The 21,436-nt window shown below is 58.0% G+C and carries 17 protein-coding genes; 4 read left to right on the forward strand and 13 right to left on the reverse strand.

All coding sequences use genetic code 11. From position 1 onward, the window contains the following. Positions 1–78 precede the first annotated feature (78 nt). The 8 genes from rpe to ACR0AH_RS11595 all read right to left on the reverse strand — a co-directional run bounded on the left by rpe (position 79) and on the right by ACR0AH_RS11595 (position 7,393). Positions 79–768: a ribulose-phosphate 3-epimerase gene (gene rpe, locus ACR0AH_RS11560; RefSeq protein ID WP_170511244.1), complete on the reverse strand. Its 690-nt coding sequence runs from the start codon at positions 766–768 to the stop codon at positions 79–81. A gap of 125 nt (positions 769–893) precedes the next feature. Then, positions 894–1,370 carry a class I SAM-dependent methyltransferase gene (locus tag ACR0AH_RS11565; protein WP_170511246.1) on the reverse strand — a complete coding sequence of 159 codons (477 nt, stop codon included), beginning with the start codon at positions 1,368–1,370 and terminating at the stop codon, positions 894–896. 19 nt (positions 1,371–1,389) lie between these two features. After that, complete coding sequence (locus ACR0AH_RS11570) at positions 1,390–2,142, reverse strand: polysaccharide deacetylase family protein (RefSeq protein ID WP_480592043.1); 753 nt, start codon at positions 2,140–2,142, stop codon at positions 1,390–1,392. Then, positions 2,139–3,281 carry a glycosyltransferase family protein gene (locus ACR0AH_RS11575; protein WP_480592045.1) on the reverse strand — a complete coding sequence of 381 codons (1,143 nt, stop codon included), beginning with the start codon at positions 3,279–3,281 and terminating at the stop codon, positions 2,139–2,141. The genes ACR0AH_RS11570 and ACR0AH_RS11575 overlap by 4 nt, the downstream gene beginning before the upstream one ends. Before the next feature lie 2 nt (positions 3,282–3,283). Continuing rightward, positions 3,284–3,862: a histidine phosphatase family protein gene (locus ACR0AH_RS11580; RefSeq protein WP_170799697.1), complete on the reverse strand. Its 579-nt coding sequence runs from the start codon at positions 3,860–3,862 to the stop codon at positions 3,284–3,286. Further along, on the reverse strand, positions 3,859–4,935 hold the full coding sequence (locus ACR0AH_RS11585; protein WP_480592046.1) for a glycosyltransferase family 4 protein: 1,077 nt from the start codon (positions 4,933–4,935) through the stop codon (positions 3,859–3,861). Before ACR0AH_RS11585 ends, ACR0AH_RS11580 begins: the two co-directional genes overlap by 4 nt. Further along, positions 4,935–6,182, reverse strand: coding sequence for a glycosyltransferase family 4 protein (locus tag ACR0AH_RS11590; protein WP_480592048.1), 1,248 nt, complete (start codon positions 6,180–6,182; stop codon positions 4,935–4,937). The genes ACR0AH_RS11585 and ACR0AH_RS11590 overlap by 1 nt, the downstream gene beginning before the upstream one ends. After that, positions 6,179–7,393: a hypothetical protein gene (locus ACR0AH_RS11595; RefSeq protein WP_170424455.1), complete on the reverse strand. Its 1,215-nt coding sequence runs from the start codon at positions 7,391–7,393 to the stop codon at positions 6,179–6,181. Before ACR0AH_RS11595 ends, ACR0AH_RS11590 begins: the two co-directional genes overlap by 4 nt. A 382-nt stretch (positions 7,394–7,775) precedes the next feature. Between ACR0AH_RS11595 and ACR0AH_RS11600 the strand changes: the two genes are divergently transcribed. Next, a complete protein-coding gene (locus ACR0AH_RS11600; protein WP_170397663.1) occupies positions 7,776–10,172 on the forward strand; it encodes a mechanosensitive ion channel family protein in 2,397 nt (798 codons plus the stop codon). Between the two features lie 87 nt (positions 10,173–10,259). Here ACR0AH_RS11600 and ACR0AH_RS11605 read toward each other — a convergent pair whose 3' ends face one another. From ACR0AH_RS11605 to ACR0AH_RS11625, 5 genes are read right to left on the reverse strand one after another with little or no spacing between them, the layout of a single operon-like run. Further along, positions 10,260–11,615, reverse strand: a complete 1,356-nt coding sequence (locus ACR0AH_RS11605; RefSeq protein WP_480592050.1) for a CoA transferase — start codon at positions 11,613–11,615, stop codon at positions 10,260–10,262. Next, positions 11,612–12,766, reverse strand: a complete 1,155-nt coding sequence (locus ACR0AH_RS11610; protein WP_480592051.1) for an ABC transporter permease — start codon at positions 12,764–12,766, stop codon at positions 11,612–11,614. The genes ACR0AH_RS11605 and ACR0AH_RS11610 overlap by 4 nt, the downstream gene beginning before the upstream one ends. Beyond that, positions 12,763–13,791 carry an ABC transporter permease gene (locus ACR0AH_RS11615; protein ID WP_170397654.1) on the reverse strand — a complete coding sequence of 343 codons (1,029 nt, stop codon included), beginning with the start codon at positions 13,789–13,791 and terminating at the stop codon, positions 12,763–12,765. The genes ACR0AH_RS11610 and ACR0AH_RS11615 overlap by 4 nt, the downstream gene beginning before the upstream one ends. A 15-nt stretch (positions 13,792–13,806) precedes the next feature. Continuing rightward, positions 13,807–15,720, reverse strand: a complete 1,914-nt coding sequence (locus ACR0AH_RS11620; RefSeq protein WP_480592053.1) for an ABC transporter substrate-binding protein — start codon at positions 15,718–15,720, stop codon at positions 13,807–13,809. Next, on the reverse strand, positions 15,713–17,485 hold the full coding sequence (locus ACR0AH_RS11625; protein WP_170397648.1) for an ABC transporter ATP-binding protein: 1,773 nt from the start codon (positions 17,483–17,485) through the stop codon (positions 15,713–15,715). The genes ACR0AH_RS11620 and ACR0AH_RS11625 overlap by 8 nt, the downstream gene beginning before the upstream one ends. Positions 17,486–17,713: 228 nt before the next feature. Between ACR0AH_RS11625 and ACR0AH_RS11630 the strand changes: the two genes are divergently transcribed. The 3 genes from ACR0AH_RS11630 (at position 17,714) to ACR0AH_RS11640 (ending at position 21,435) form a co-directional block, all read left to right on the forward strand. After that, a complete protein-coding gene (locus ACR0AH_RS11630; RefSeq protein ID WP_480592054.1) occupies positions 17,714–18,211 on the forward strand; it encodes a class I SAM-dependent methyltransferase in 498 nt (165 codons plus the stop codon). 93 nt (positions 18,212–18,304) lie between these two features. Continuing rightward, positions 18,305–18,934, forward strand: a complete 630-nt coding sequence (locus ACR0AH_RS11635) for a glutathione S-transferase (protein WP_170511268.1) — start codon at positions 18,305–18,307, stop codon at positions 18,932–18,934. A gap of 98 nt (positions 18,935–19,032) precedes the next feature. Beyond that, entirely contained in the window at positions 19,033–21,435 is a 2,403-nt protein-coding gene (locus tag ACR0AH_RS11640) for a GcvT family protein (RefSeq protein ID WP_170733310.1), read from the forward strand. Position 21,436: the final 1 nt, after the last annotated feature.

Below are 21,436 nucleotides of genomic sequence, written 5' to 3' on the forward strand. Positions count from 1 at the left end.
CGCGCAAAGCGCGATGCCGGGCCCAACAGGAGGAGGCGTTTCGTAAGAAACGTCGACGACTGGCGGGAGGGTTTGTGGTTAACCCAGTGCACCTTCGGCAGCAGTCCGCACAGCGCGAATATTGTCGCCATAGACCGACGGGTTTGAAACTGACCCGCCTTTAAAAACTGCTGATCCGGCGACCAACACGTCAGCGCCTGCAGCGGCCACCAGAGGCGCTGTTTTGGGATCAACACCGCCGTCGATTTCGATATGCACCGGCCGGTCGCCGATCATCTCGCGCAAACGTTGCACTTTTGCGGTCATGTCGATGAATTTTTGCCCCCCGAAGCCGGGGTTGACGGTCATGACGCACACCAGATCAGTCAGGTCCAACAGATGTTCGACGGCCTCGGCGGGCGTCCCGGGATTCAACGCGATCCCTGCTTTCATTCCCGCAGCGCGTATCGCCTGCAGCGTGCGGTGCGAATGCGGCCCCGCTTCGACGTGCGCGGTCAGCACATCAGCGCCCGCATCGGCATAGGCTTGAATATAAGGATCGACCGGAGTGATCATCAAATGCACATCCATGACGGTCTTAACATGTGGGCGAAACGCTTTGACCGCTGGGGGACCAAAAGTGAGGTTTGGGACAAAGTGGCCGTCCATCACGTCCACATGAACCCAATCCGCCCCTTGCGCTTCGATGGCCTGAATCTCCTGTCCGAAATTTGCGAAATCGGCTGACAGGATCGAGGGAGCGATCTTGATGGAACGGTCAAAGCTCATGACTGGCCTCATGTGGGTGTGCTGTTGCGGTGGCGTATACCCTCGACTCGCGTCAATGCATAGGCCTGACTGCGGTGAATCTGATCGATAGATTCAACATACTAACCCGCCAGTTCAAAGCCTGCTCAGGCGCGATAGAAAAGATATCGATCGGGCGCGATGGTCTCGGGGCCTTCAACCTGCGCAAAACCCGTCAACGGTTGCCCTGAAATCAACAACCCACCGGGTCGCATGACCTGTTTGATCAAAGGGCTGAGGCGTGCCGCTTCCGCAACATCTTCGGACTTGATCCCGCGGCCGAAATCGTAGTGCGCCAGCGCGATTGTTTGGCCTGCGTCCGCCAGTTTACGCAACATCGGCTCAGCCTCACCCTGCAGGAAATCCTGTGCCGGTGGCGTGCTGTCGGGATGACACTGCAAGACGCGATCCATCACCCATATACGCCGAGAGGGCAGGATCTCTCGCAGATGATCATAGGTACGTCCGTTACCTAGCCCCAGGTCCAGAACGTCCCCTTCCATGGTGCCGATCTGTGCGGCGGCCCAGTTTAGCCCATCGCGTTGCGCCGTCAGGCGGCGCAGCATGGAATCCAGTCGGCTCATTCGGGCTCTCCTTGCGAGTTCAGTTGCGTGGTGCGGTCCAGGGTGTGCCCGGTCCATCAAGCAGCCTGTGCAACAGATCCTGTGTAAACGTCCAGATGTCCTGATCATGGACCAGATGATGCGTCAACACCCCAAATGCTTCGGCATTGTCTGCGCGACCGGTGCGTCGGTCATGCAGCAGCTCAACTGTCTGTGCGATCAGTCTGTCAGGGTCGATTAAACCGCGCGTCCCCCGCCAGTCGATTGGATCGAGATGTGTGTTTATCTGCGCGAGGCCGGGCGCTGCGAGCAGTATCTTTCGGGGGGTCGCCGTCGACAGAACCCGATAGCCCAGCCCGTGAAGTTGCATGGCGACTTTGGAGTCGATCCGGTTCCATGGCGGAACAAACATCGGTCGCAGGTGCGCACCAAACAATTCTCGCAACCGGGACAATCCAGCCTCGGCATCTGCAACTACCGCTTCAAGGGGCCGGTGCAGGCGAAATTCGGCTTTCTTCTCGTCTGCAGGCGCGTGGTTCTGATGCGCCCAGCCATGCACAACCGGGATCAAAACAGATTGATCTGACACATACTCTGCAAGTGCCGCTTGCGCATCACGCGGGATCACAGCCAGATGGACGGGTAGGCCAAGCGTGCCCGACATGGCGGATAGCTTTTCAAGCTGCGGTGTCACCGCAACTGCATCGTCATCACGCCACCACAAGGGCAGGGCCAATCCTGCGTCCTGCCACTGCTGCAACTCGGATTGCAATGTGTGCCAATCAGGCCTCATCGGCTAGCCTCGTACAAGCTCTCTGCAATTTCCACCGACCGGCGTGCACCATCAAACCCGTTGGTCATAGGGGGGCGTTCAGCACCCGAAATGACATGCTCCAGCGCATTGGCCAGCGAGCCGGCGGTCAGGTCAGAACTGTTAAGCACCTCGATCCCGTTCAACTGCGAAAGAGATCGCGCGCGCAAAGATTGCTCAACCTCTTTGCCATCATCGAAGGGGATCAGAACCGCCGGGGTACCGCTTTGCAGCAGGTCCATGGCGGTGTTGTAACCGCACATGCTGACCGAGGCGGCGGCAAGCGGCAGCATTTGGCGAAAATCAGGGCGGACGGTTTCAAGAAGAACCGATAAACCCTCGGCCATTTGCGAAAGCTCGGCGATCCGCGCATTGGCATCCTGCCCGCCCACCAACAGGCGCCAGCGCCAGTTGGGCATCTTTCGGGCGGCCTCGATGGCCGCTTGAAAGATCGGCTGGCCGACCGATCCGCCACCTGCGCTGACCAATATCTCGCCCTGGCCTATGCCATCCGGATGACTTGGCGCAGCACTTGGGGCCACGAAACCGGTGTAATGCAGGCGCGATGCCAGTTGATCCGAGACAGGCCAACTGACTTCAAGTTCGGTGATCTTGGGGTCGGAATGGACCAGAACGCCGTCGTAAAACTCTGCGATAACCTCATCCGTTTGGGTTACCTTTGCGGGCTTCGATGGCGGCGCAAGAATGTCACGGATCGAACCAAGGATGACGGGTGGCCGAGGTAGGTCTCGTGCGGCTTTCAATGCAGATTTGAACTCCGCGGCCAAAGAGCGCCGCCCGAACGGATAAAGCTCGGTGATCAGAACCTGCGGCCCGAAGCTGCTTACCGCCTGCGTCAGGGCGTTTGTGCGCGCAGCGAAGTAGGCCAAGTCGGCCACAGCGCCATTCTGATCAAGCAGGCGGGTGAAATCGGTGCCATCAGACCGCAGCGGCGGTAAATTCAGTAATGATAATCCACGTGTGCCAAGCTGAGGCGCAGGCATGCCACCCGAGACTACAAACACCTCGTGGTCCTGTTCGGCGAACGCGCGCCCCAATGTAAGGGCCCGGCTAAGGTGTCCGGTCCCTAACAGATGGGTAACAACGATCATCACCTTCATGGTCAAACCTCACGCGCAATCAATCGAACCGGTTCGGGTTCAGGCCGCATTTCGTCCAGGTTTACGATAAACAGTCTGTTGCGCTTGATCTTAAACGGCGCGGGGCCGGCAAAATTCCAGCCCCAGGCCTTGGCCAATATCACCCTCATGATTCCGATGTGGCAGACCGCAAGATTGTCTCCCTGCAACTCGGTCAACCATGGATTAAGCCTTGCCCATAATTCAGCCGGGCTTTCACCGCCCGGTGGCCGATAATCCCAGCCCCAGTCTTCGATGTGGCGATAACCGCTGTCGGGGATTTCGATCAGTTCGGCACCGCGCCGTCCCTCCCAATCGCCCCAATTCATCTCAGTCAGCGCCTGAGATGTTTTGGGCGCTTTATCCGATACCAACTGCGCTGTTTCAGACGCGCGGCTTAGCGGGCTGGACCAGATTGATGCTGCGTTCCATGGCGAAGGAAGGCAATACCCCGCAAGTTCAGCCCGGGCGTCGGCATCCAGCGGAATGTCGCTGCGCCCTTGAATGCGACCCGCGCGATTCCAATCCGTGTGTCCATGTCGCAGAAGGGCGAGGCGGGTCATCGGTTTTTCTCCAACAATGGGCGCACAGTGGTCCAGAACCGCTCGGTGGCGGATGGCATCAGATGGCGGTGCGCGACATAGGCGCGGGCACGATTGCCCTCAGACTGGCTCAGGTCGGGATGGTCCAGAAACCTCTGTATACGCGCGGCCAACCCTTTGGCACCCGATACGGTATCGGGATGATCGGAAGGTATCAGCACATCACGAACACCGGGGCGATCTTGTGCTGCGACGGGAACGCCGCAGGCCTGGGCCTCAAGATAGACCATTCCATAGGCTTCGTTGACCCCGGGCCAAACGAACAAGGACGCCTGGCGGTACAGGGCCTGCAACGTGTCCCGATCCAGCTGACCCAGAAACCGGACACGAGGTCCGAACCGCGCCATCAGCGCCTCGACTTCCAATCGGGCCGGGCCATCGCCTACCACGTCCAACGCCCAATCCCCTGTCAGATGTTCCAGCGTGTCGGCCAGAATGGCGTACGAGGCCAGCTTGTCCCCCGGCCGCATCATGCCCACGGTCAGCATCGGCCCATCACGGGTCGAAACAGGGGGCAATTCCGTGATGGGAAGAAACGGAGGCAGTTCCACCAACGCCTGCGTACCGAACCTTTCCCGTTCTAACGTGATCAGGTCGTTGGCAGTGTGGTAGAAAATCACCTGCGCGCTGTCGCACGCGTCATGCGCCGCTTGCGCAAAATCAGCCCATGGGCCTGCAAGCCGGCTGGTGGCGCGGGTACTTTCCAGCTGCACATACGGGATGTCTCTTGCGCGGCTCACGGCCGGGCCGAGCAGATCGGGGGCCTTGTAGTAGTTGTGATAAGTCACCCACAGGTTCGTGTCAGAGGGCAGTTCCTCAGCCAGTCGTGCAGCCTCGGTCGTTGCTTTGCGACGTAATTCGTCCTGAAGTGCCCGGTCGCCTGCCTTGTCGTAAATCCGCAATTGCGAGGCCAGCTCAACAATGTCTCCCTGAGCGCCGAGGGCCTGCATCAGGTTGCGGGCCATTTCGCGATCACCCGAGGGCTTGGGACTGTCGGGGGACTTCATCGGTGCATAGAAAGCCACCCGCGCCATCAGGGCTCGTCCGCGCACAAGGCGCTGAGCCGCTCGGACAAGCGACGTATGCCCGGGTCCATCCGGAAGTCGGCGATCAACCGGTTATACGCGGCCTCAGCCATCTCGGCCGTTCTGGTCGGGTTCCGGGCGAGACCCGCAATAGCCGAGGCAAGAGAGGTCGGGTCATCTGCTGACAACTGACCGTGAATACCGGATTCAATGAACTCCGGGATGGCTGACACCGGCGTTGACAGGATCGGGAGGCGCTGGGACGCGGCTTCCATCAAAACATTGGGTAAACCATCGCGGTCGCCGTCGGCAGCAATTCTGCTGGGCAGGACAAACAGATCAGAGCGGCGCATCTCGGCAATGACTTCCGGTTGATCGCAAGCCCCCATCCACGTGATCCGATCGGAAATCCCTGCGGCATCGGCTTGTGCGCTCAACTCATCGCCCAGATTTCCGCCGCCGATATGGGTCCAATGCCAATTCAGCGATCTGGGGAGTAGCGCGAAAGCTTGGAGAAGCCGGTCAAAGCCCTTCTTTTCGACAAGACGCCCGACTGACAGCATGTGAAAGGGTGCATCCTCTGCACGCGAACACTGCTGGGGAGGTGCAGGAAACCGCGACAGGTCCAGCCCATGATAGATCAGTTCTACCCGCGCAGGATCATCAGCCAGTTCGCGCAGATGTGCGGCACCAATGGCAGTACAGGTTGCCCCGAAGATGGCGCCGTGAGAGGCCAGTTGCAGCTTTTCCCGCTTTTCCCAGTCTGGTGAGGTCCAGATATCTTTGGCATGCGCCGAAAAACTCCAGGGCAGGCCGCGCATGATAGACGCATAGCGGGCGACCGAAGACGGTGTGTGCATGAAATGCGCGTATAGCGCCTGCGTTTGATCGGGCAGCTCTGCGGCCAACACGCAAGCCTGGCCAAACCGGCGAATTCGGTTGTGAGTCGGGTCTCGGCGAAGGTCTTGCCGCCAGACCTGATAGGCTTGGGCGTATCCCGACAGACGAGAGGCAATCTTGCGCGCAGCCACCAGCCGTGCGGGCTCGTCATAAAGGTATTCCGGCAGGTAATGCACCTGCCCCATGAAGCGATCGTGCAGAGGATGGCGCTTGGTATCGGTCGGGTGGCGCAACGACCAGATATCGAAGCTGTGCCCTGCCTCCTGCAAGGCCACCAATTCTTGCGCGATGAACGTCTCGGACAGGCGCGGCCAGCCTTTGACCAGCACCGCCAGCTTGGGGGGTTCGCGCGTCATCCGGTGGCGCGCTCTTGTTCCGCGCCTAGCAGCGCGTTTATGCGATGAGTGACGTAGCTTAGCCCGTCCAACAACCCTGCGCGAATGGCCTGCGAAGGCAGCGGCTGATGGGGCAAGGCGCGGATCGCGCGGATCATTGCATCCGCTGTCAGACCGTCACGGTTTTCATCCAGCATGCGTACCAGACCCAGATCCTCGGCGCGCGAGGCACGAATCCATTGCTCCAGCCGCGGCGTCGTGCGCGGAACAATGACGGCGCGTTTGTCGAAGGACAAAACCTCGCAGAAGGTATTGTACCCGCCCATGCAGACCACACCGGCAGCGCCCGCGAACAGCGTTTCGATCTGCGATTCAAAGCCAACGGCGGTCACACGGCCATTTAGGGCGGCGACACGGGTTTCAAAATCTTCGCGTAGTTCGCCTGACAGGAAGGGCCCATAGACCAGCACAGCGCGGGGTGACAGATCCGGGTCTTTTTCATATGCGGACAGCACCAAATTGACCATCGCCTTGCCATCCCCGCCACCACCAGGGGTGATCAGGATATACGGTTGTTCTGGTGGCTCACCAACCGGCCCAAGATCGCGACGTAGATACCCTGTCCAATGAATGCGCTGTTGCGTTGCCGGGCTGAGGGGAAGGCCTTGTGTAGGATCGTAGACCGATCGCAACCCATATACCCAGATCTCATCATAGAATCGTTCAGTCGCCGAGATCGCGTCCTTACGCTCCCATTCGGCGGCTAGTACTTCGGGCTCATCCAGAACGTCGCGCAGGCCCAGAACCAATTTGGTTGAGCAGGAGTTTTCAAGATACTCAAGCGTCGGCAGCAGCTCACCGCGAAAACCGGTAGGCTCTTTGTCGACGATCAGCACATCGGGGTCGAACTGTTCGACAGATGTCTGGATCAGGCTTGCGCGCAACTCGGTCACATCATCGATGCCCATGCCGATGGTCTGCGAAGCATACGAGCCGTCGGCGCGTTTGGTGACCCCGGGTAGACGGACATGGTCAACCCGACGCGGAAAAGTAAACCGTCCGGCAATGGGTGAACCGGTCAATATGAGGGCCGAAGCGCGTTGATCGGCTTGTGTTATGGCCGCAGCCAGCGCGCGTGACCGGCGCAGGTGACCCAGGCCGAACGTGTCGTGACTATATAGCAGGATGCGCGGTGCGCGGCCGTGATTTTCGTTTTTGATTCCTAGGCTCATGCCTTCGCCTGTTTCGGTTCCGGTGCAACTCCGCGCGTCTGCACCTGATTATCGTAATTCTGCCAGACCTTCTTGCCAAAGGCACAGATTCCGCCGTCCAAATGCGCCAAACATTGCGAATTGGCAACAGCATAATGCCACCGCCGGCAACAGGCGCACCTTGCGATATGCAGGCCGATGGTTCTTCATGCACAAGCCAATTCCGAGACCGGACGCCTCAGGTGGTCATATTCAATTTTTGTTGTCTTGGAAACACTTTATCCCATCCATTGCGTCAGGAACACGGGCTCTCACGATGTTGACACCGCGTGTGCGGATGATTTGAACAGCCTTCTGAGGTTCTATAGTCTTGGACGCAGCTACGAATTGGATGCGATATACGATGAAAATGAATGTTCTGGCCGGGCTGATTTTGGTGATTTGGGCGGCGATGCTGGCCAGTGCAACCGACGCGGTTGCGCAAACTTCGCTTATTCCGGGATACCCAATAGGATCAAGCGAGGAAACCGGTTCTTCAAGCTCTGCCGCTGATAGCGATCTGGCGGCGGCCATTCGTTCCGCTTCCGAGGCGGGCGCAAGCGTAATCGTAATCGACAGCGCCGGGCAGGTTGTATCGGCAGCGGGCAATAGCGCCGACGCGACGCCAGAGGCAGATAGCATTGATCACATGGCTGAGGGTTCTCAGCTGATGAAGGCGCAAGAGCGGTTCTCAAAGTTCCGGGATTCCGTACGCTCGCGGATGGAGGCGCTGCCCTATTCGGTCTTTGAGGTCCAATACATCCTCAGACAGACCAGTCCGGACGGGCGGATTCAGACCTATGTCGAGGTGTTGGTCCTGAACGTGTTGTTCCTTTTGCTGGGGCGTTGGTTGTCGATCGAAATCTACGGCAAGCGCATCGCGAAGCGTTTGGTGGTTGCGCGCATCAAGGAAAACCCGGTTGGCTATCGTGAAAAGATGCCTTTCCTTGTGTATCGTTTCGTGATGGGCATTGGCGGAACGATCTTTGCCATGCTCATGGCGCTGATCGTTGGCTATCTGTTCTTTGGTGAAGCGGAAGACATATCAATCCAGTTTACCGTTACGGCAATCTTTACCGCATTCTTCCTCTCGCGCACCGTCTCGGACTTGTGGCGGATGGTTCTGTCGCCTTACCTCAGCCAGTATCGCTTGCCGCCTTTTTCAGACCGGGACGCCAAGCGCCTGTATGTTTGGGCGTCAGCACTGGCGACCTATGACATCTCGGTTGTTCTGTTCTCGACATGGGTCGCGGATTTTGGGCTGAACTATAACGTCTATGCCATGGTCTATGGTAGCCTGACGCTGATCGGGGCGCTGGGCAACATACTGATGATCCTGTTCAATGCACGCGCGATCTCGAACGCTATTCGTGGCGGGCGTGCTCCGGATCAGGTGTCTTGGATACTGAAGTTCATCTCTTTCGCCTGGGCGCCGGTTCTGGTGCTTTATATGGTGTTCAGCTGGTTCAAACTGGCCGTTGATCTGGTGCTTGAGGTTCAGGATTCGATCCCGATCGTGGCCAGCAGCTATGCCATCTTTATGTCCGTCGTCGTGGCCTACGGCGCGATGAACTATCTGCTTGAAAGGTATTTTGATCGCAATCGCAGAATTGAGGTGATGAATGCCGACGCAGAAGCGGCTGAGCAGATCGAGGATGAGCTGGTGGCTGATACGCCGCAGGCCGAAAAGCGCAAACACGCCATTCTGACGTACGAAGACCTTGCCCGTCGTGTGGCAGGCATTCTGGCCTTTGTGGTGGGTCTCTATGCGCTGGTAGTGATATGGAACCCGCAGGCCAATTGGTCGGATGACTTGCCTATCGAGCGGGCGCTGGATGTGATGGTGATCCTGTTTATGGGTTACATTCTGTTTCACTTCTTCCGCGTCTGGATCGATAGCAAGATCGCGGAAGAGACGGATGACGGCGGTGCTGAAGCCGAGCTGGGCGACGAAGGAGGCGAAGGCGGGCAGAGCCGTCTTGCAACTTTGTTGCCTCTGTTCCGCGGGGCCATTCTGGCTGTGGTCGTTGTGACCATCGCGCTGATTGTATTGATGGAACTGGGGATCAATGTCAGCCCGCTGTTTGCCGGTGCAGGTGTTGTGGGTCTGGCCGTTGGTTTCGGGTCGCAAACCTTGGTCCGCGACATCTTCTCGGGTGCGTTCTTCCTGATGGATGATGCTTTCCGAAAGGGTGAATACATCGACATTGGTGATGTAAAGGGGACGGTCGAAAAGATATCGGTCCGGTCCTTCCAACTGCGCCACCACCTTGGTGCGCTCAACACGATCCCATTTGGAGAGATCAAGGTTCTGACAAACTATTCCCGCGACTGGGTAATCATGAAGCTGCCGTTGCGGGTGACCTATGACACCGATGTCGAAAAGGTGCGGAAGCTGATCAAGAAGCTGGGTCAGGAGCTGCTGAGCGATCCGGTGATTGGTGATAACTTCATTCAGCCGCTGAAATCGCAGGGTGTGATCGAGATGCAGGATTCGGCGATGATTATCCGGGTTAAGTTCATGACCAAACCGGGTGATCAGTGGCTGGTGCGCAAGAAAGTCTATCAGGATATTCGTGAGCTGTTTGCCCGTGAAGGCATCCGGTTTGCGCATCGGGAAGTCACCGTGCGACTGGCGGATGACAAAGAGGCCGAGGACCTGACTCCCAAACAACGCGAGGCTGTCACAGGGGCCGTTCAGGCCGCGATTGACGAAGACTATCTGGACGATATCGGCCCCGGCGGTGGCGATGATCGCTAGGAGGGCCCCCGCCCCTTTGGTTTGCGTCTCTGGCGAGACGTCAACCAAAGCGTTGGGCCGGGCCGCGCGTCCCGCGCGGCGGCAGCTTTAAGCGGTAAGTGACGGCCAAGTGGGCTGCGAAGTTCCCAGTTTGGACGCAGGCAAAGCCCAGTGCATCTTTGCGGATCCAACGGTTAGCGCCGGCTTCAATCGATAGCCGGGCCCCCACCCGGAAGGTTCGAGCGCATCCGCATAATCGACAGGCAGCGACTCGGTAATTTCGTCACCGGGCTCGCTCTTGGCGAGGGTGACCAGCAATTCGGCGGTGCGCGCCAGCGAGAGCCGGGCATCCATGACGGCCTGACCGGATGCGGCTTCGGCGAGCGCCGAGAGCAGGGCGGCTGCCATCAAGTAGCCAGTTGCGTGATCCAGTGCCTGAACAGGCAACGGAGTTGGCTTGTCGGCCCCCGCCCAACCCATCCCTGCATGTGCGATTCCGGAACTCATCTGTACAAGGCTGTCAAAACCGCGGCGCGCTGCCCAAGGTCCTTGCCAGCCATAGGCGTCTAGCGTGACTTCAACCCTGTTGGGGGCGAGCTGATCCCGCGTGTTTTTACCCAGACCGAGTGCGTCCAAAGCGCCGGGCCGATACCCGTGGACAAGTATGTCCGCTTGGGCCAGCAGCTCTTGCAGTTTTGCTTTTCCATCGGGTGATTTCAGGTTCAGATAGGCGCAGTGCTTGCCGAGAGAAATGTCAGGAATGACGCCAGGTTCATCCCAGCCGGGTGGATCGATCCTCAGGACCTCGGCGCCAAAACCCGCAAGTGTTCGTGTCGAGACTGGCCCGGCCAGAATGCGGGTCAGATCGAGCACACGCAGCCCAGCAAGAGGTAGCGCGGCAGTCGCCTGAGGCCGATCACGTAGTTGAATATTGCGTGGCCCCTGCCATCCGATCAACGGCTCGCGGGCCAATATGCGTCCTTGCGGATGGTCATGCCACTCAGAGCGGCTGCGCATTGCGGCAGCGACACCGCCCTCGGCGACAATCGCGGCTTCCAGTTCAGAGATGCTCCAATCCCGAACCGCGCGCGATACCAGCGCACGGTCCGACGCGACTTGCAAAACGTTCAGGGCGGCGGCGCGATGACTGGGCAGGTTGGTGTGCAGCCTGATCCACCCATCAGATGCCTGATAGTCGCCAGCAATCGCGTCCCAAAGGCTGGGCATATCCCACCCTTCGGGTTTGAAGGAAAAGCCATACCACAAGGAGGCCAGTCGATGATCTACGGCCACCTCCGGAGGCGCTGGCGCCAGGTTCAAGGCTGTCACAAGGCGCGACAGCTCCTGCCCGACTGCCGCAAAACTGGCCGTCGCCAGTTCCGAGACCGCAAAGGCGCTGGGCCGCGCACCCGCCCCATTGACCCTGTAGGTGTCAGGTGAGGGGAGGGCGGACAGCAAGCTCATTGCTGATAGGGATCAAGGCTGTCGCGCAACCCGTCGCCAAGGAAGTTGAAGGCCAGCACGACGACGATGATTGGCAGCATCGGGATCGCGGTCCATGGATAGATTTCGATTGAGGCGAGGTTCTGCGCATCGTTCAGCATCACGCCCCAACTGACCGCCGGGGCCCGCAGTCCAAGGCCAAGGAAGCTGAGGGCGGTTTCGCCCAAGATCATCGCAGGGATTGATAGCGTGGCCGAGGCAATCAGATGCGACATGAAATTGGGTAGCAGGTGCTTTCGGATCACACGACCGGAACTTGCGCCCATCATCTCGGCCGCACGTACGTATTCCTCTTCCCTGAGAGACAGGAATTTTGCGCGGACAGATCGGGCAAGGCCTGGCCAATCGAGAATACCGAGGATGATCGAGATGATGAAGAATACCGCGACCGGGCTCCAATTTGATGGCACCGCGGCGGATAAGGCCAGCCAGAGGGGAAGTTCCGGCAGAGAGCGCAAGATTTCGATCACACGGTTGATGGTCCAGTCGATGCGCCCTCCGAAATACCCGGCCATTGACCCGAACAGGATGCCGAGGAAGAAGGATACCGAAATGCCGATCAGGCCCACTGTCAGCGACAGTTGCGCGCCATATAGGATGCGGCTGAATACATCGCGGCCCAGACGGTCCGAGCCCCACAGAAACAGCGTGGCCCCTTCGGGTGCGCAAAACAGGTGCGTATCGGATTTTATCAGGCCTGCGAGTTTGTATTCTGACCCTTCGCAGAAGAACCGGATTGGGCGCGGGTCTTCCGTGTCAGCGACGAATTTCCACTGGAAAGTTTCAAGGTCCGCCTCTGCAACTATTGGATAAACGTAGGGGCCGATGAACTTCCCCTCATGAAACCAGTTGACCGACTGGGGTGGAGCATACAGGTGTTCTCCGTTCCGGTCATTGGGGCCGTAGGGGGCAATAAAGCCCGCAAAAGGCAGCATCAAGTAGCAGAGCAGCAAGAAGAGGCCAGAAATCAGACCCAGCTTGTGGGTCCTGAACTTGCGCCAGACCAGCACCCAATTAGGGGCATCGAGATCTGCGCGCTCAAGCTGCTGAATAGAGGCCTGCGGGTCAAATGGTGCGTCGTCGACATAGCGACCATCGAGTTTATCGGTCATGCTTCGCGCCCCTCGTAACGAATGCGCGGATCAAGCATGACCAGCAGGATATCGGAAATCATGGTGCCGATCAGCGTCAGCAGAGCCACGAACATAAGAATGAAGGCCGACAGGAACTGGTCCTGCGTTTTCAAGGCAGTCAGCAGGGTCGGGCCGATTGTTTGCAGACCCAGAACTACCGAGACCAAAACCGACCCGGAAACCATCGAGGGCAGCAGGTTTCCAATGTCGGCGACAAACGGGTTGAAGGCCACGCGCAATGGGTACTTCGTCAGCATCCGCGATGGGGACATGCCCTTGGCGATTGCTGTTTCGACATAAGGTTTCCCTAGTTCATCCAGCATATTGGCGCGCAGGCGCTGCATCATGGCCGAAGCACCCGAGGTTCCGATGACGAAGGTCGGAACGATCAGGTGGACAAGGATGGATTTCAACTTGTCCCAACTCATCGGTTGTCCCTCAAAGGAAGGGTCCATCAGTCCGCCGATGGGCAGGTTGAAATAGCGATGGCCATAGTAGAACAGGATCAGCGCCAACAGGAAGTTCGGGGTCGCAAGACCCAGATAGCCTACAAAGGCCGAGGTATAGTCGATCCACGTCCGTGATCTGGCCGCAGCGATGACCCCCAATGGCAGAGCAACGGCATAGACGAATAGAATGGCGGCCAGATTGACCACAACCGTCAACCAGAGCGTATCGCCCACGATCTCGCGCACGGGGCGGTCAAATTCGAAGGACCAGCCATAATTGCCCTGTAACAGGCCCTCGAACCCATGCGGTCCGGGCCAGAAGCCCATCCAGATCAGGTACTGCTCGGGCAACGACCGGTCCAATGAGTATTCCTTGCGCAGAAACTCGGCCTTGGCGACACCGGCGGACTGTCCTGAAGCCTGCAGTTCGGCGATCTGGTTGCTGAGATAGTCGCCGGGGGGCAGGTTGATGATCACGAAAATCAGAACCGACACCACCAGCAATGTCAGTAGCATCGTGAAAAAGCGATACACCGCGTAGCGCAGCATGACCATTTAGCTGCTCCTGAATTAGTCGGCGAAGAAGAACTCGTCGGGACGGTGAATGCCGAAGTGTGCGCCGGGTTCCCATGCCCACATGGCCTGCTCAGGCACATTGCGCAGCCGGTTCGACACGACAATAGGCTGCGGTGCGCCGTTCAGGATGCCGATCGCATAAAGCTGGTCGGCGTGAATTTTCAGCATCTCAGACCAGACTGCGCCGCGTTCTTCATCCGTGGAGGCGATTTCCCAATCGTGGGCAAGCTTCATGAGAAGTTCGGCCTCGGGCATGTCTGGTGGTTCGCCCGACCCTCCATTTGTCTGATAGTATTGGCCCCATTTAGGCCACGCCAGAAAGACCTGATCGGTCGGGGCGAGATAGGCCGGCGATGTGTGGCTTTGCGGAATGCCGTCATCCCAGCCGAACCAGACCGACGCCATTGTATTGCCCGAGAAGACCCGGTTGCGCAGAATGTCTCGATCCAATGGTCGCATGACCAGTTCGACTCCGATCTCACGCCAGGTATCCGTGACGATCTGCAGGGCATTTTCAACCTCTTGCCGCTCACCTGCGGTTTCGATGATCAGCTCCATCGGACGCCCGTCGGGCAACAATCGGATACCATCTTTGTCACGCTCGGTCAGCCCAGCCTCATCAAGCAGAGCATTCGCCTTGTCGATGTCATACTGTGCCCAAGCCTGCGCATTCGCTTCGTCGTAGAAGGGCGATGCGGGCAGAACCGACATCGCGCCGGGTTGGGCCAGCTTGAAATAGAGCGCCTGATTGATCGTCTTGCGATCAATGGCGAGCGACAGTGCCCTGCGTACACGTACATCGCGCAGAACCTCGCGCCATGCATCGTCAGTGTAATTCAAATTGGGATAAATCGCGATCTGCGACGCGACGCCTGTTTTCCACAGAAGCGTCTTGTATCCACCTTCAGCCTCGCCCTTTTTCAAGATCGAGGCATCGCGGAATGCCAATCCGCGACCTTGCAAGTCAGTTTCACCCGCATTTGCTTTGGCCGCAACCAAACCCGGCGCGACGATTTCCATTTCGACTACGTCGATATAGGGCAGCTGAACCCCATTTGAATCCACCCGATGGTAATAAGGGTTACGGACAAAGTTGTGCCGGATTTTCTTGCCCGAACTTGCGTTGAGCCATGGCTGCAACGTCGGCAGTTCATGATTGTCGTACTTATATAGATTGTCCAACTTGTTATGCAGCGCCGCCCAGCTTTTTACCCGCGCATCTTCGACCTTGAATGCCAGTTCTTCGGGGTCTGCAAACTTCTCGTGATACTGCTTAAGGAACTCAGACGGTCGATAGATAAAGGGCGGCCGCGCCTGAGCAAGTGATTGCAGGAAATTCGGGTTGGGGTCATCCCATTCGAATACAACTGTTGTTTCGTCGGGGAAGGTGACGGTGGGTGTTTTGCCTTCAACCAGCAGGAAATCTGGTGGGCCTGAAGGGCTGAGCAATTCGTTGTTGGCCACATCCTCCCACCAATACTGGAAGTCTTCGGATGTGAACGCGGATCCGTTTGACCATTTGTGGCCGGGTCGCAGGTTCAAAGTAAATTTGCGATTGTCTTCGTTTTCGAAAGAAGCCAGCAAATCCGGGACGATGTTGTAATCCTGATCGAAGCCCACAAGCCTTGCGTAGCCATAGACCACCATTTGCCGAATGTCTTTGGACCGGGTGACCATCGTGCGCAGTGTACCGCCGGGTACGCCGAATTCGCGACCTTTGGCGGCTAAGTCCACGATCAGCGGATCTTGCGGAATACGTTCAGCAACCGGTGGCAGGTCGCCGCTTTCAACCTCGGTTTGCCAGAACGCGTTTTCCTGAAGATTAGACGGAATTTCTGCCACAGCGGGCAGCATTCCTGCGATGGCCAGCGACGCGGCCAGAATCAATCGGTGAGTGGTCTTAAACATGGCAACGTACCTTATGGCCGGGCTCCAACTCTACCAAAGAAGGTATCACGGAGTCGGAAAATCGAAAGGCGTCATCCCAACTGTCGGGAGAACCGGCACCTAACGCAACCAGTTTCAGATCAATCGGGCGATTGATATCTGGTTCCGGCTGGGCGGCAATCAGTGCCTTGGTATAGGGATGACGTGGATTGTAGAACAGAGTTTCGGGTGGGGCTTGTTCCACCACAAGACCCCGGCGCATGACGGCGACCTCGTCGGCAATGCGCGCGACGACGGCCAGATCATGTGAGATGAACAGGTAAGACAGGTTCAGACTGTCCTGCAGTTCTTCGAGCAGGGTCAAAATTTGCTCTTGAACGGATACATCCAGCGCCGAGGTTGGCTCGTCACAAACAATCAGCGCCGGGTCCAGCATCATCGCGCGGGCGATAGATAGGCGCTGTCGTTGTCCACCAGAAAACGCATGCGGATAGCGTTTGAGCATATCGGCATTCAGCCCGACCCGCTGCAACATCGCGGCCGCTTTGTCGCGCTGCTCTGCCACGGTGCCGAGGCGGTGTATCTCCAACGGCTCGGTCATGGCATCCTGAATGCGCATACGGGGGCTAAGAGAGCTATAGGGATCCTGAAACACCATTTGCGCCTTGCGCTGAAACGCGGTGCGTTCGGTCCGTGTCATACTGTGAACCGTTATCGGTTCGGAATCCCTTGTTGTTCTGAACAGAACTTCGCCGCCCGGGTCGGGCAGTTCAGCGCCCAGAGCGATTCTGGCAGCGGTTGTTTTGCCAGACCCGCTTTCGCCAACGATTGCAAGCGTCTTGCCGCGCGCCAGCTTCATATCTACGCCCCGGCAGGCATGGATCAGTTTGTCGGCTTTCCAACCTTTGCTCGATCGCATCGTGTAGGTCTTTGAGACCCCGGTCATCTGCAGAATTAGGTCCTCGTCGGGCATCGGTATGCCGACGGCATCCTGATCGGGTATCTCAGGCGCAGCGTCGAACAGCTGCTGCGTATAGGGGTGCGCCGGATCGTTCAGAATTGGTGCTGCCGGGCCAGCTTCCATCACGCGGCCTTTGTGCATGACCACCACCCGCTCGGCCATGTTAGCAACTACACCCAAGTCATGGGTAACAAGGATCAGCGCCATACCGGTTTCGCGCTGCAGCTCTTTGATCAGCCCAAGAACCTGCGCTTGGGTGGTAACATCCAGGGCTGTGGTTGGCTCGTCCGCGATGAGCAATTCAGGCTTGGACACCATGGCCATGGCAATCATGGCGCGCTGGCGCATGCCGCCGGACAGCTCGAACGGATAGCTGTCGTAGGCGCGGGCAGGGTCGGGGAAACCAACCCTCTCAAACTGGGTCAGAACTTCTTTGCGGGCCTGTGCATCGGATGCGCCGCGATGCAACCAAAGAACTTCGCTGACCTGATTTCCGATTTTGTGAAGCGGTGACAGAGATCGCATCGGTTCCTGAAAAATCATAGAAACCCGATTGCCGCGAATACCACGCATCTGTCTTTCACTCAGTTCGATCAGATTAGCGGTGCCTTTGGAATCGTTCAGCGTGATCGTTCCGCTACGAATCTGGGCGGTACGCGGCAGAATACGCAGTGCAGCGCGACAGGAAATCGTTTTTCCCGAACCGGATTCTCCAACCAATGCAAGTGTCTGCCCGGGTTCGACCTCGAAGCTGACATCTTGGACAACGGATGGACCCGTGCCAAAGCCGATGCTGAGATCCCGAACGGACAACAACGCACTCATGCGGGTTTTCCACCCGTCTGGCCGCTAGAAAACATCGGCTTTGTGAACTCCCTGTCTTTTTTGAACAGTTTCGCGCGGTTGGGGCGGCGTAGTCAAACACCTTCTTCACCCGAATTGTCGCGGAATCGTGAAACTCGGGCCGTATGGCTACACAAAGTCTTGAGTTTTTGCCATCAAAGGCGCAATCGCCCCCTGACTGGTGTCGAATGATTTTGAAAGAGGTGCCCCGTGTCCGAGCAACAAAGCCGATTGGATCTGTTCATTGACCGAATGGTCTCGCAACGTGCTTGTCTGGACTTTGCCATCGCGCAGACCACGGGGCAGCCTGGTCCGGTTTTTGAGCTGGGATTGGGAAATGGGCGCACATATCACCACATGATTAAGCACATTCAGGACCGTCCTGTTTATGTTTTTGAACGGGCCGTTGCGTCTCATCCCGATTCGACACCGCCCGATGATCTGGTGATTCTCGGTGATGTGCGCGAAACATTGCCTGCTTCGGTTACGCGATTTGGCGCGTCAGCCAGTCTGATCCATGCCGATCTTGGGGGACACAACCGGCAAAAGAATGATGCGTTTGCCCGCCTCGTCTCACCTTTGATCGAACCGCTTTTGGCGCGGGGCGGACTGATGGTTTCCAGCGATCGAATGTATTTCGAAACACTGACCGAGGTGCCGCTGCCTGCAGGCGCGGTGGAGGGACGTTGTTTCATCTACCGGCGTTGATCTGCCATAGGGTCACTGTGTGATCCGACTCGCGCTGTAGTACCGGGCCGGTCTAACGTCTGAGGCGTGAAGCTTTGGAGGGGACCGTCAAAAATGCTGTTCTACGATTGCTCGACCGCGCCAAGCCCGCGCCGCGCCCGGATGTTTATCGCGGAAAAGGGGCTGAAGATTGACACCCGCGATATCTCAATCGCCAAGGGTGAACAGCTTAGTGATGCTTTCCGGGCTGTGAACCCCGGTGCAACGATTCCTGTGCTTGTTACGGATCAAGGTACCACGCTCACAGAAAATCTTGGCATCGCCGCCTATCTCGAGGCGCGCTTTCCGGAACCTGCCTTGATGGGGCAAACGCCAGATGAAAAAGGCGAAATTCTGATGTGGAATGCCATCGCCGAACAACAATGTGGCGCACCAATCGCGGAAACATTGCGCAACACCCATCCTTCGTTCAAAGATCGCGCGATTACCGGGCCTGCAAACCACGCGCAAATCCCTGAACTAGCGCAGCGGGGGGCTGAGCGGGTGCGTGCCTTCTTCGATTTGCTTGAGGCCCGTCTGCAAGTGAGCGGTTTCGTTGCGGGTGACATGTTTTCACTGGCCGATATCACCACATTTGTGTTTGTCGATTTCGCACGTGTCATCAAGATGCGTATCCCAGAAGAGAACACGGCCACACGCGCCTGGTTTGATGCCGTTCAGACACGCCCGAGCGCCCGGCTTTAAGCTGATCCGGGTGCTGTCCCTCGAACTGTACAGAAATGTCTAGACAGAAGTGAACAGTGCCTCTAGCGTCCTCTGCGAGTCATGCAGGGGAGCGCAGGATGAAATCTCAGTATCGTGTCGTAGTCATCGGTGGCGGCGTTGTCGGCGCCTCGGTTCTGTACCATCTCGCCAAGTTTGGCTGGTCAGATGTGGTCATGCTGGAAAGGCGGCGTTTGGCCTCGGGGTCTTCGTGGCACGCGGCGGGAGGCATCCATGCGCTGAACGCAGATCCGAACATGGCGTCGCTGCAGGCCTATACGATTGATCTGCTCAGCGAGATCGAAAAAGAGTCGGGTCAGAATATCGGCCTGCACATGACCGGCGGCCTGACGCTGGCGGGCACGCCCGAACGGTGGGAGTGGCTGCAGGCCAACTACCGCATTTTTCAGTCCATCGGCATTGACGACTGTGAGTTGTTGTCGCCAGAGGAGGCGCAGAAACGCTGCCCGATCATGTCCACCGACGGCGTGCTGGGCGCGATGTGGGCGGATCGCGAAGGTTACATCGATACAACCGGTACGGTTCAGGCTTATGCAACTGCGGCCAAGAAACGTGGCGCGGAATACTACGAAGAAACCAAGGTCGAAAGCCTGACACAGACTGCGGATGGTTGGGAAGTTGTGACCGACAAAGGCACTATCACTTGTGAACATGTGGTCAACGCTGCTGGCCTCTGGGCCAAACAGGTGGGGCGCATGGCCGGAGTGGAGCTGCCGGTTTCGCCGCTGAAACACCACTATCTGATCACCGATACGGTGCCTGAGGTGGCCGAGGCGGATTTCGAGATGCCGATGACGGTTGATCTTGAAGGCTTCACCTATATGCGACAGGACCAGAAGGGCGTTCTGGTGGGCATCTACGAGGTCGATCACGAGCACTGGGCTATGGACGGTGCGCCGTGGAATTACGGTGAAGAATTGTTCCAGGAACAGCTCGACCGGATCGAGAACGAGCTGACGCTGGGCTTTGAACGGTACCCGTCGATCCAGAATGTTGGCATCAAAACATGGGTGAACGGCGCGTTCACCTTCTCACCCGATGGCAACCCGCTGGTCGGTCCGGTCCCAGGCAAGCGCGGTTATTGGTCAGCTTGTGCGGTGATGGCCGGATTCCTGCAGGGTGGCGGCGTTGGTAAGACGCTGGCCGAATGGATGATCCATGGCGAGCCTGAGGCCGACGCATGGCCTATGGACGTGGCGCGCTATGGCGATTTCGCTCAGAACAAACGCTACATCCGCGAAACAACCGGTCAGTTCTATTCCCGTCGTTTCGTGATGACTTACCCGAACGAGCAACTGCCCGCAGGTCGCCCGCTGAAGATGGCCCCAGCCCATGATGCAATGACCGAGGCGGGGTGCAAATGGGGCGTCAGTTGGGATCTGGAAGTGCCGCTTTACTTTGCGCCCGAAGGCTTTGAAGAGACGCCGACGCTGAAACGCTCGAATGCGCACGACATCGTGGCTGAGGAGTGCAAAACCATCCGCGAAGGCGTGGGACTACTGGATATCTCGGGCTTTTCGCGCTTTGAGGTCACTGGGCCAAATGCCGAGGCTTGGCTGGACAGGATCATGGCGTCGAAACTGCCTGCACCGGGGCGTGCCAAACTGGCTCCAATGCTGGGTGAAAACGGTCGCCTCAAGGGTGATCTGACCGTGCTGAACTGGGGCGACGGGACCTGGTGGATCATGGGTAGCTATTATCTGCGCGCATGGCATATGCGCTGGTTCAATGATCACATGATGGACGCCGTGAATATCCGCGATCTGGGCGAGGAATATTGCGGTTTTGCCGTGGTTGGGCCGAAATCGCAGGCTGTGGTCGAGAAACTGGCCGAACAGGATATCTCGGGCCTGAAATTCATGGGCTGTGGCGACTTTGATATCGGTCTGGTGCGTGCCCGTGTGGCGCGTATGTCTGTGACGGGCGAAAAAGGGTATGAGATAAACTGCCGCTATGGCGACCACATCAAACTGCGCCGGATGCTGCTAGAGGCCGGGGCCGGGGACGGTATCCGCGAATGCGGATTCAACGCGATGCTGTCGACGCGGCTTGAGAAGAGCTTTGGTATCTGGTCTGCAGAATTCACTCAGCTTTACACGCCAGGCATGACCGGAATGGATCGCTGGATCGACTGGAACAAGGATTTCGTTGGCAAAGAGGCTGCGCTGGCTGAACGCGATGGCAACGGTCCGGCGCAAGTTCAAGTGACGCTTGAGGTTGACGCGCTGGATGCCGATGCCAGCGGGTATGAACCGATTTGGGCCGGGGAAGAGCGCGTTGGATTTGTGACTTCGGGTGGCTATGGCCACTACACGGGCAAGTCGCTGGCCATGGCTTTGGTCGACCGCGACAAGGCTGAACCAGGCACCGAGTTGTCGGTGCATGTGGTCGGTGTCGAACGCCCGGCCCGCGTGATTGCGCCGTCGCCCTATGACCCGCTTGGCAAAGCGATGCGAGGTTGAC

The sequence above is a fragment of the Ruegeria sp. AM5 genome, from assembly GCF_056540645.1.

Bases quoted from the DNA above. Each gene is read 5' to 3' on its own strand.
- rpe (WP_170511244.1), bottom strand. From the start codon at position 768: ATGAGCTTTGACCGTTCCATCAAGATCGCTCCCTCGATCCTGTCAGCC.
- ACR0AH_RS11640 (WP_170733310.1), top strand. From the start codon at position 19,033: ATGAAATCTCAGTATCGTGTCGTAGTCATCGGTGGCGGCGTTGTCGGC.
- ACR0AH_RS11600 (WP_170397663.1), top strand. From the start codon at position 7,776: ATGAAAATGAATGTTCTGGCCGGGCTGATTTTGGTGATTTGGGCGGCG.
- ACR0AH_RS11595 (WP_170424455.1), bottom strand. From the start codon at position 7,393: ATGAGCCTAGGAATCAAAAACGAAAATCACGGCCGCGCACCGCGCATC.
- ACR0AH_RS11565 (WP_170511246.1), bottom strand. From the start codon at position 1,370: ATGAGCCGACTGGATTCCATGCTGCGCCGCCTGACGGCGCAACGCGAT.
- ACR0AH_RS11590 (WP_480592048.1), bottom strand. From the start codon at position 6,182: ATGACGCGCGAACCCCCCAAGCTGGCGGTGCTGGTCAAAGGCTGGCCG.
- ACR0AH_RS11635 (WP_170511268.1), top strand. From the start codon at position 18,305: ATGCTGTTCTACGATTGCTCGACCGCGCCAAGCCCGCGCCGCGCCCGG.
- ACR0AH_RS11605 (WP_480592050.1), bottom strand. From the start codon at position 11,615: ATGAGCTTGCTGTCCGCCCTCCCCTCACCTGACACCTACAGGGTCAAT.
- ACR0AH_RS11585 (WP_480592046.1), bottom strand. From the start codon at position 4,935: ATGGCGCGGGTGGCTTTCTATGCACCGATGAAGTCCCCCGACAGTCCC.
- ACR0AH_RS11625 (WP_170397648.1), bottom strand. From the start codon at position 17,485: ATGAGTGCGTTGTTGTCCGTTCGGGATCTCAGCATCGGCTTTGGCACG.
- ACR0AH_RS11620 (WP_480592053.1), bottom strand. From the start codon at position 15,720: ATGTTTAAGACCACTCACCGATTGATTCTGGCCGCGTCGCTGGCCATC.
- ACR0AH_RS11610 (WP_480592051.1), bottom strand. From the start codon at position 12,766: ATGACCGATAAACTCGATGGTCGCTATGTCGACGACGCACCATTTGAC.
- ACR0AH_RS11575 (WP_480592045.1), bottom strand. From the start codon at position 3,281: ATGAAGGTGATGATCGTTGTTACCCATCTGTTAGGGACCGGACACCTT.
- ACR0AH_RS11570 (WP_480592043.1), bottom strand. From the start codon at position 2,142: ATGAGGCCTGATTGGCACACATTGCAATCCGAGTTGCAGCAGTGGCAG.
- ACR0AH_RS11615 (WP_170397654.1), bottom strand. From the start codon at position 13,791: ATGGTCATGCTGCGCTACGCGGTGTATCGCTTTTTCACGATGCTACTG.
- ACR0AH_RS11580 (WP_170799697.1), bottom strand. From the start codon at position 3,862: ATGACCCGCCTCGCCCTTCTGCGACATGGACACACGGATTGGAATCGC.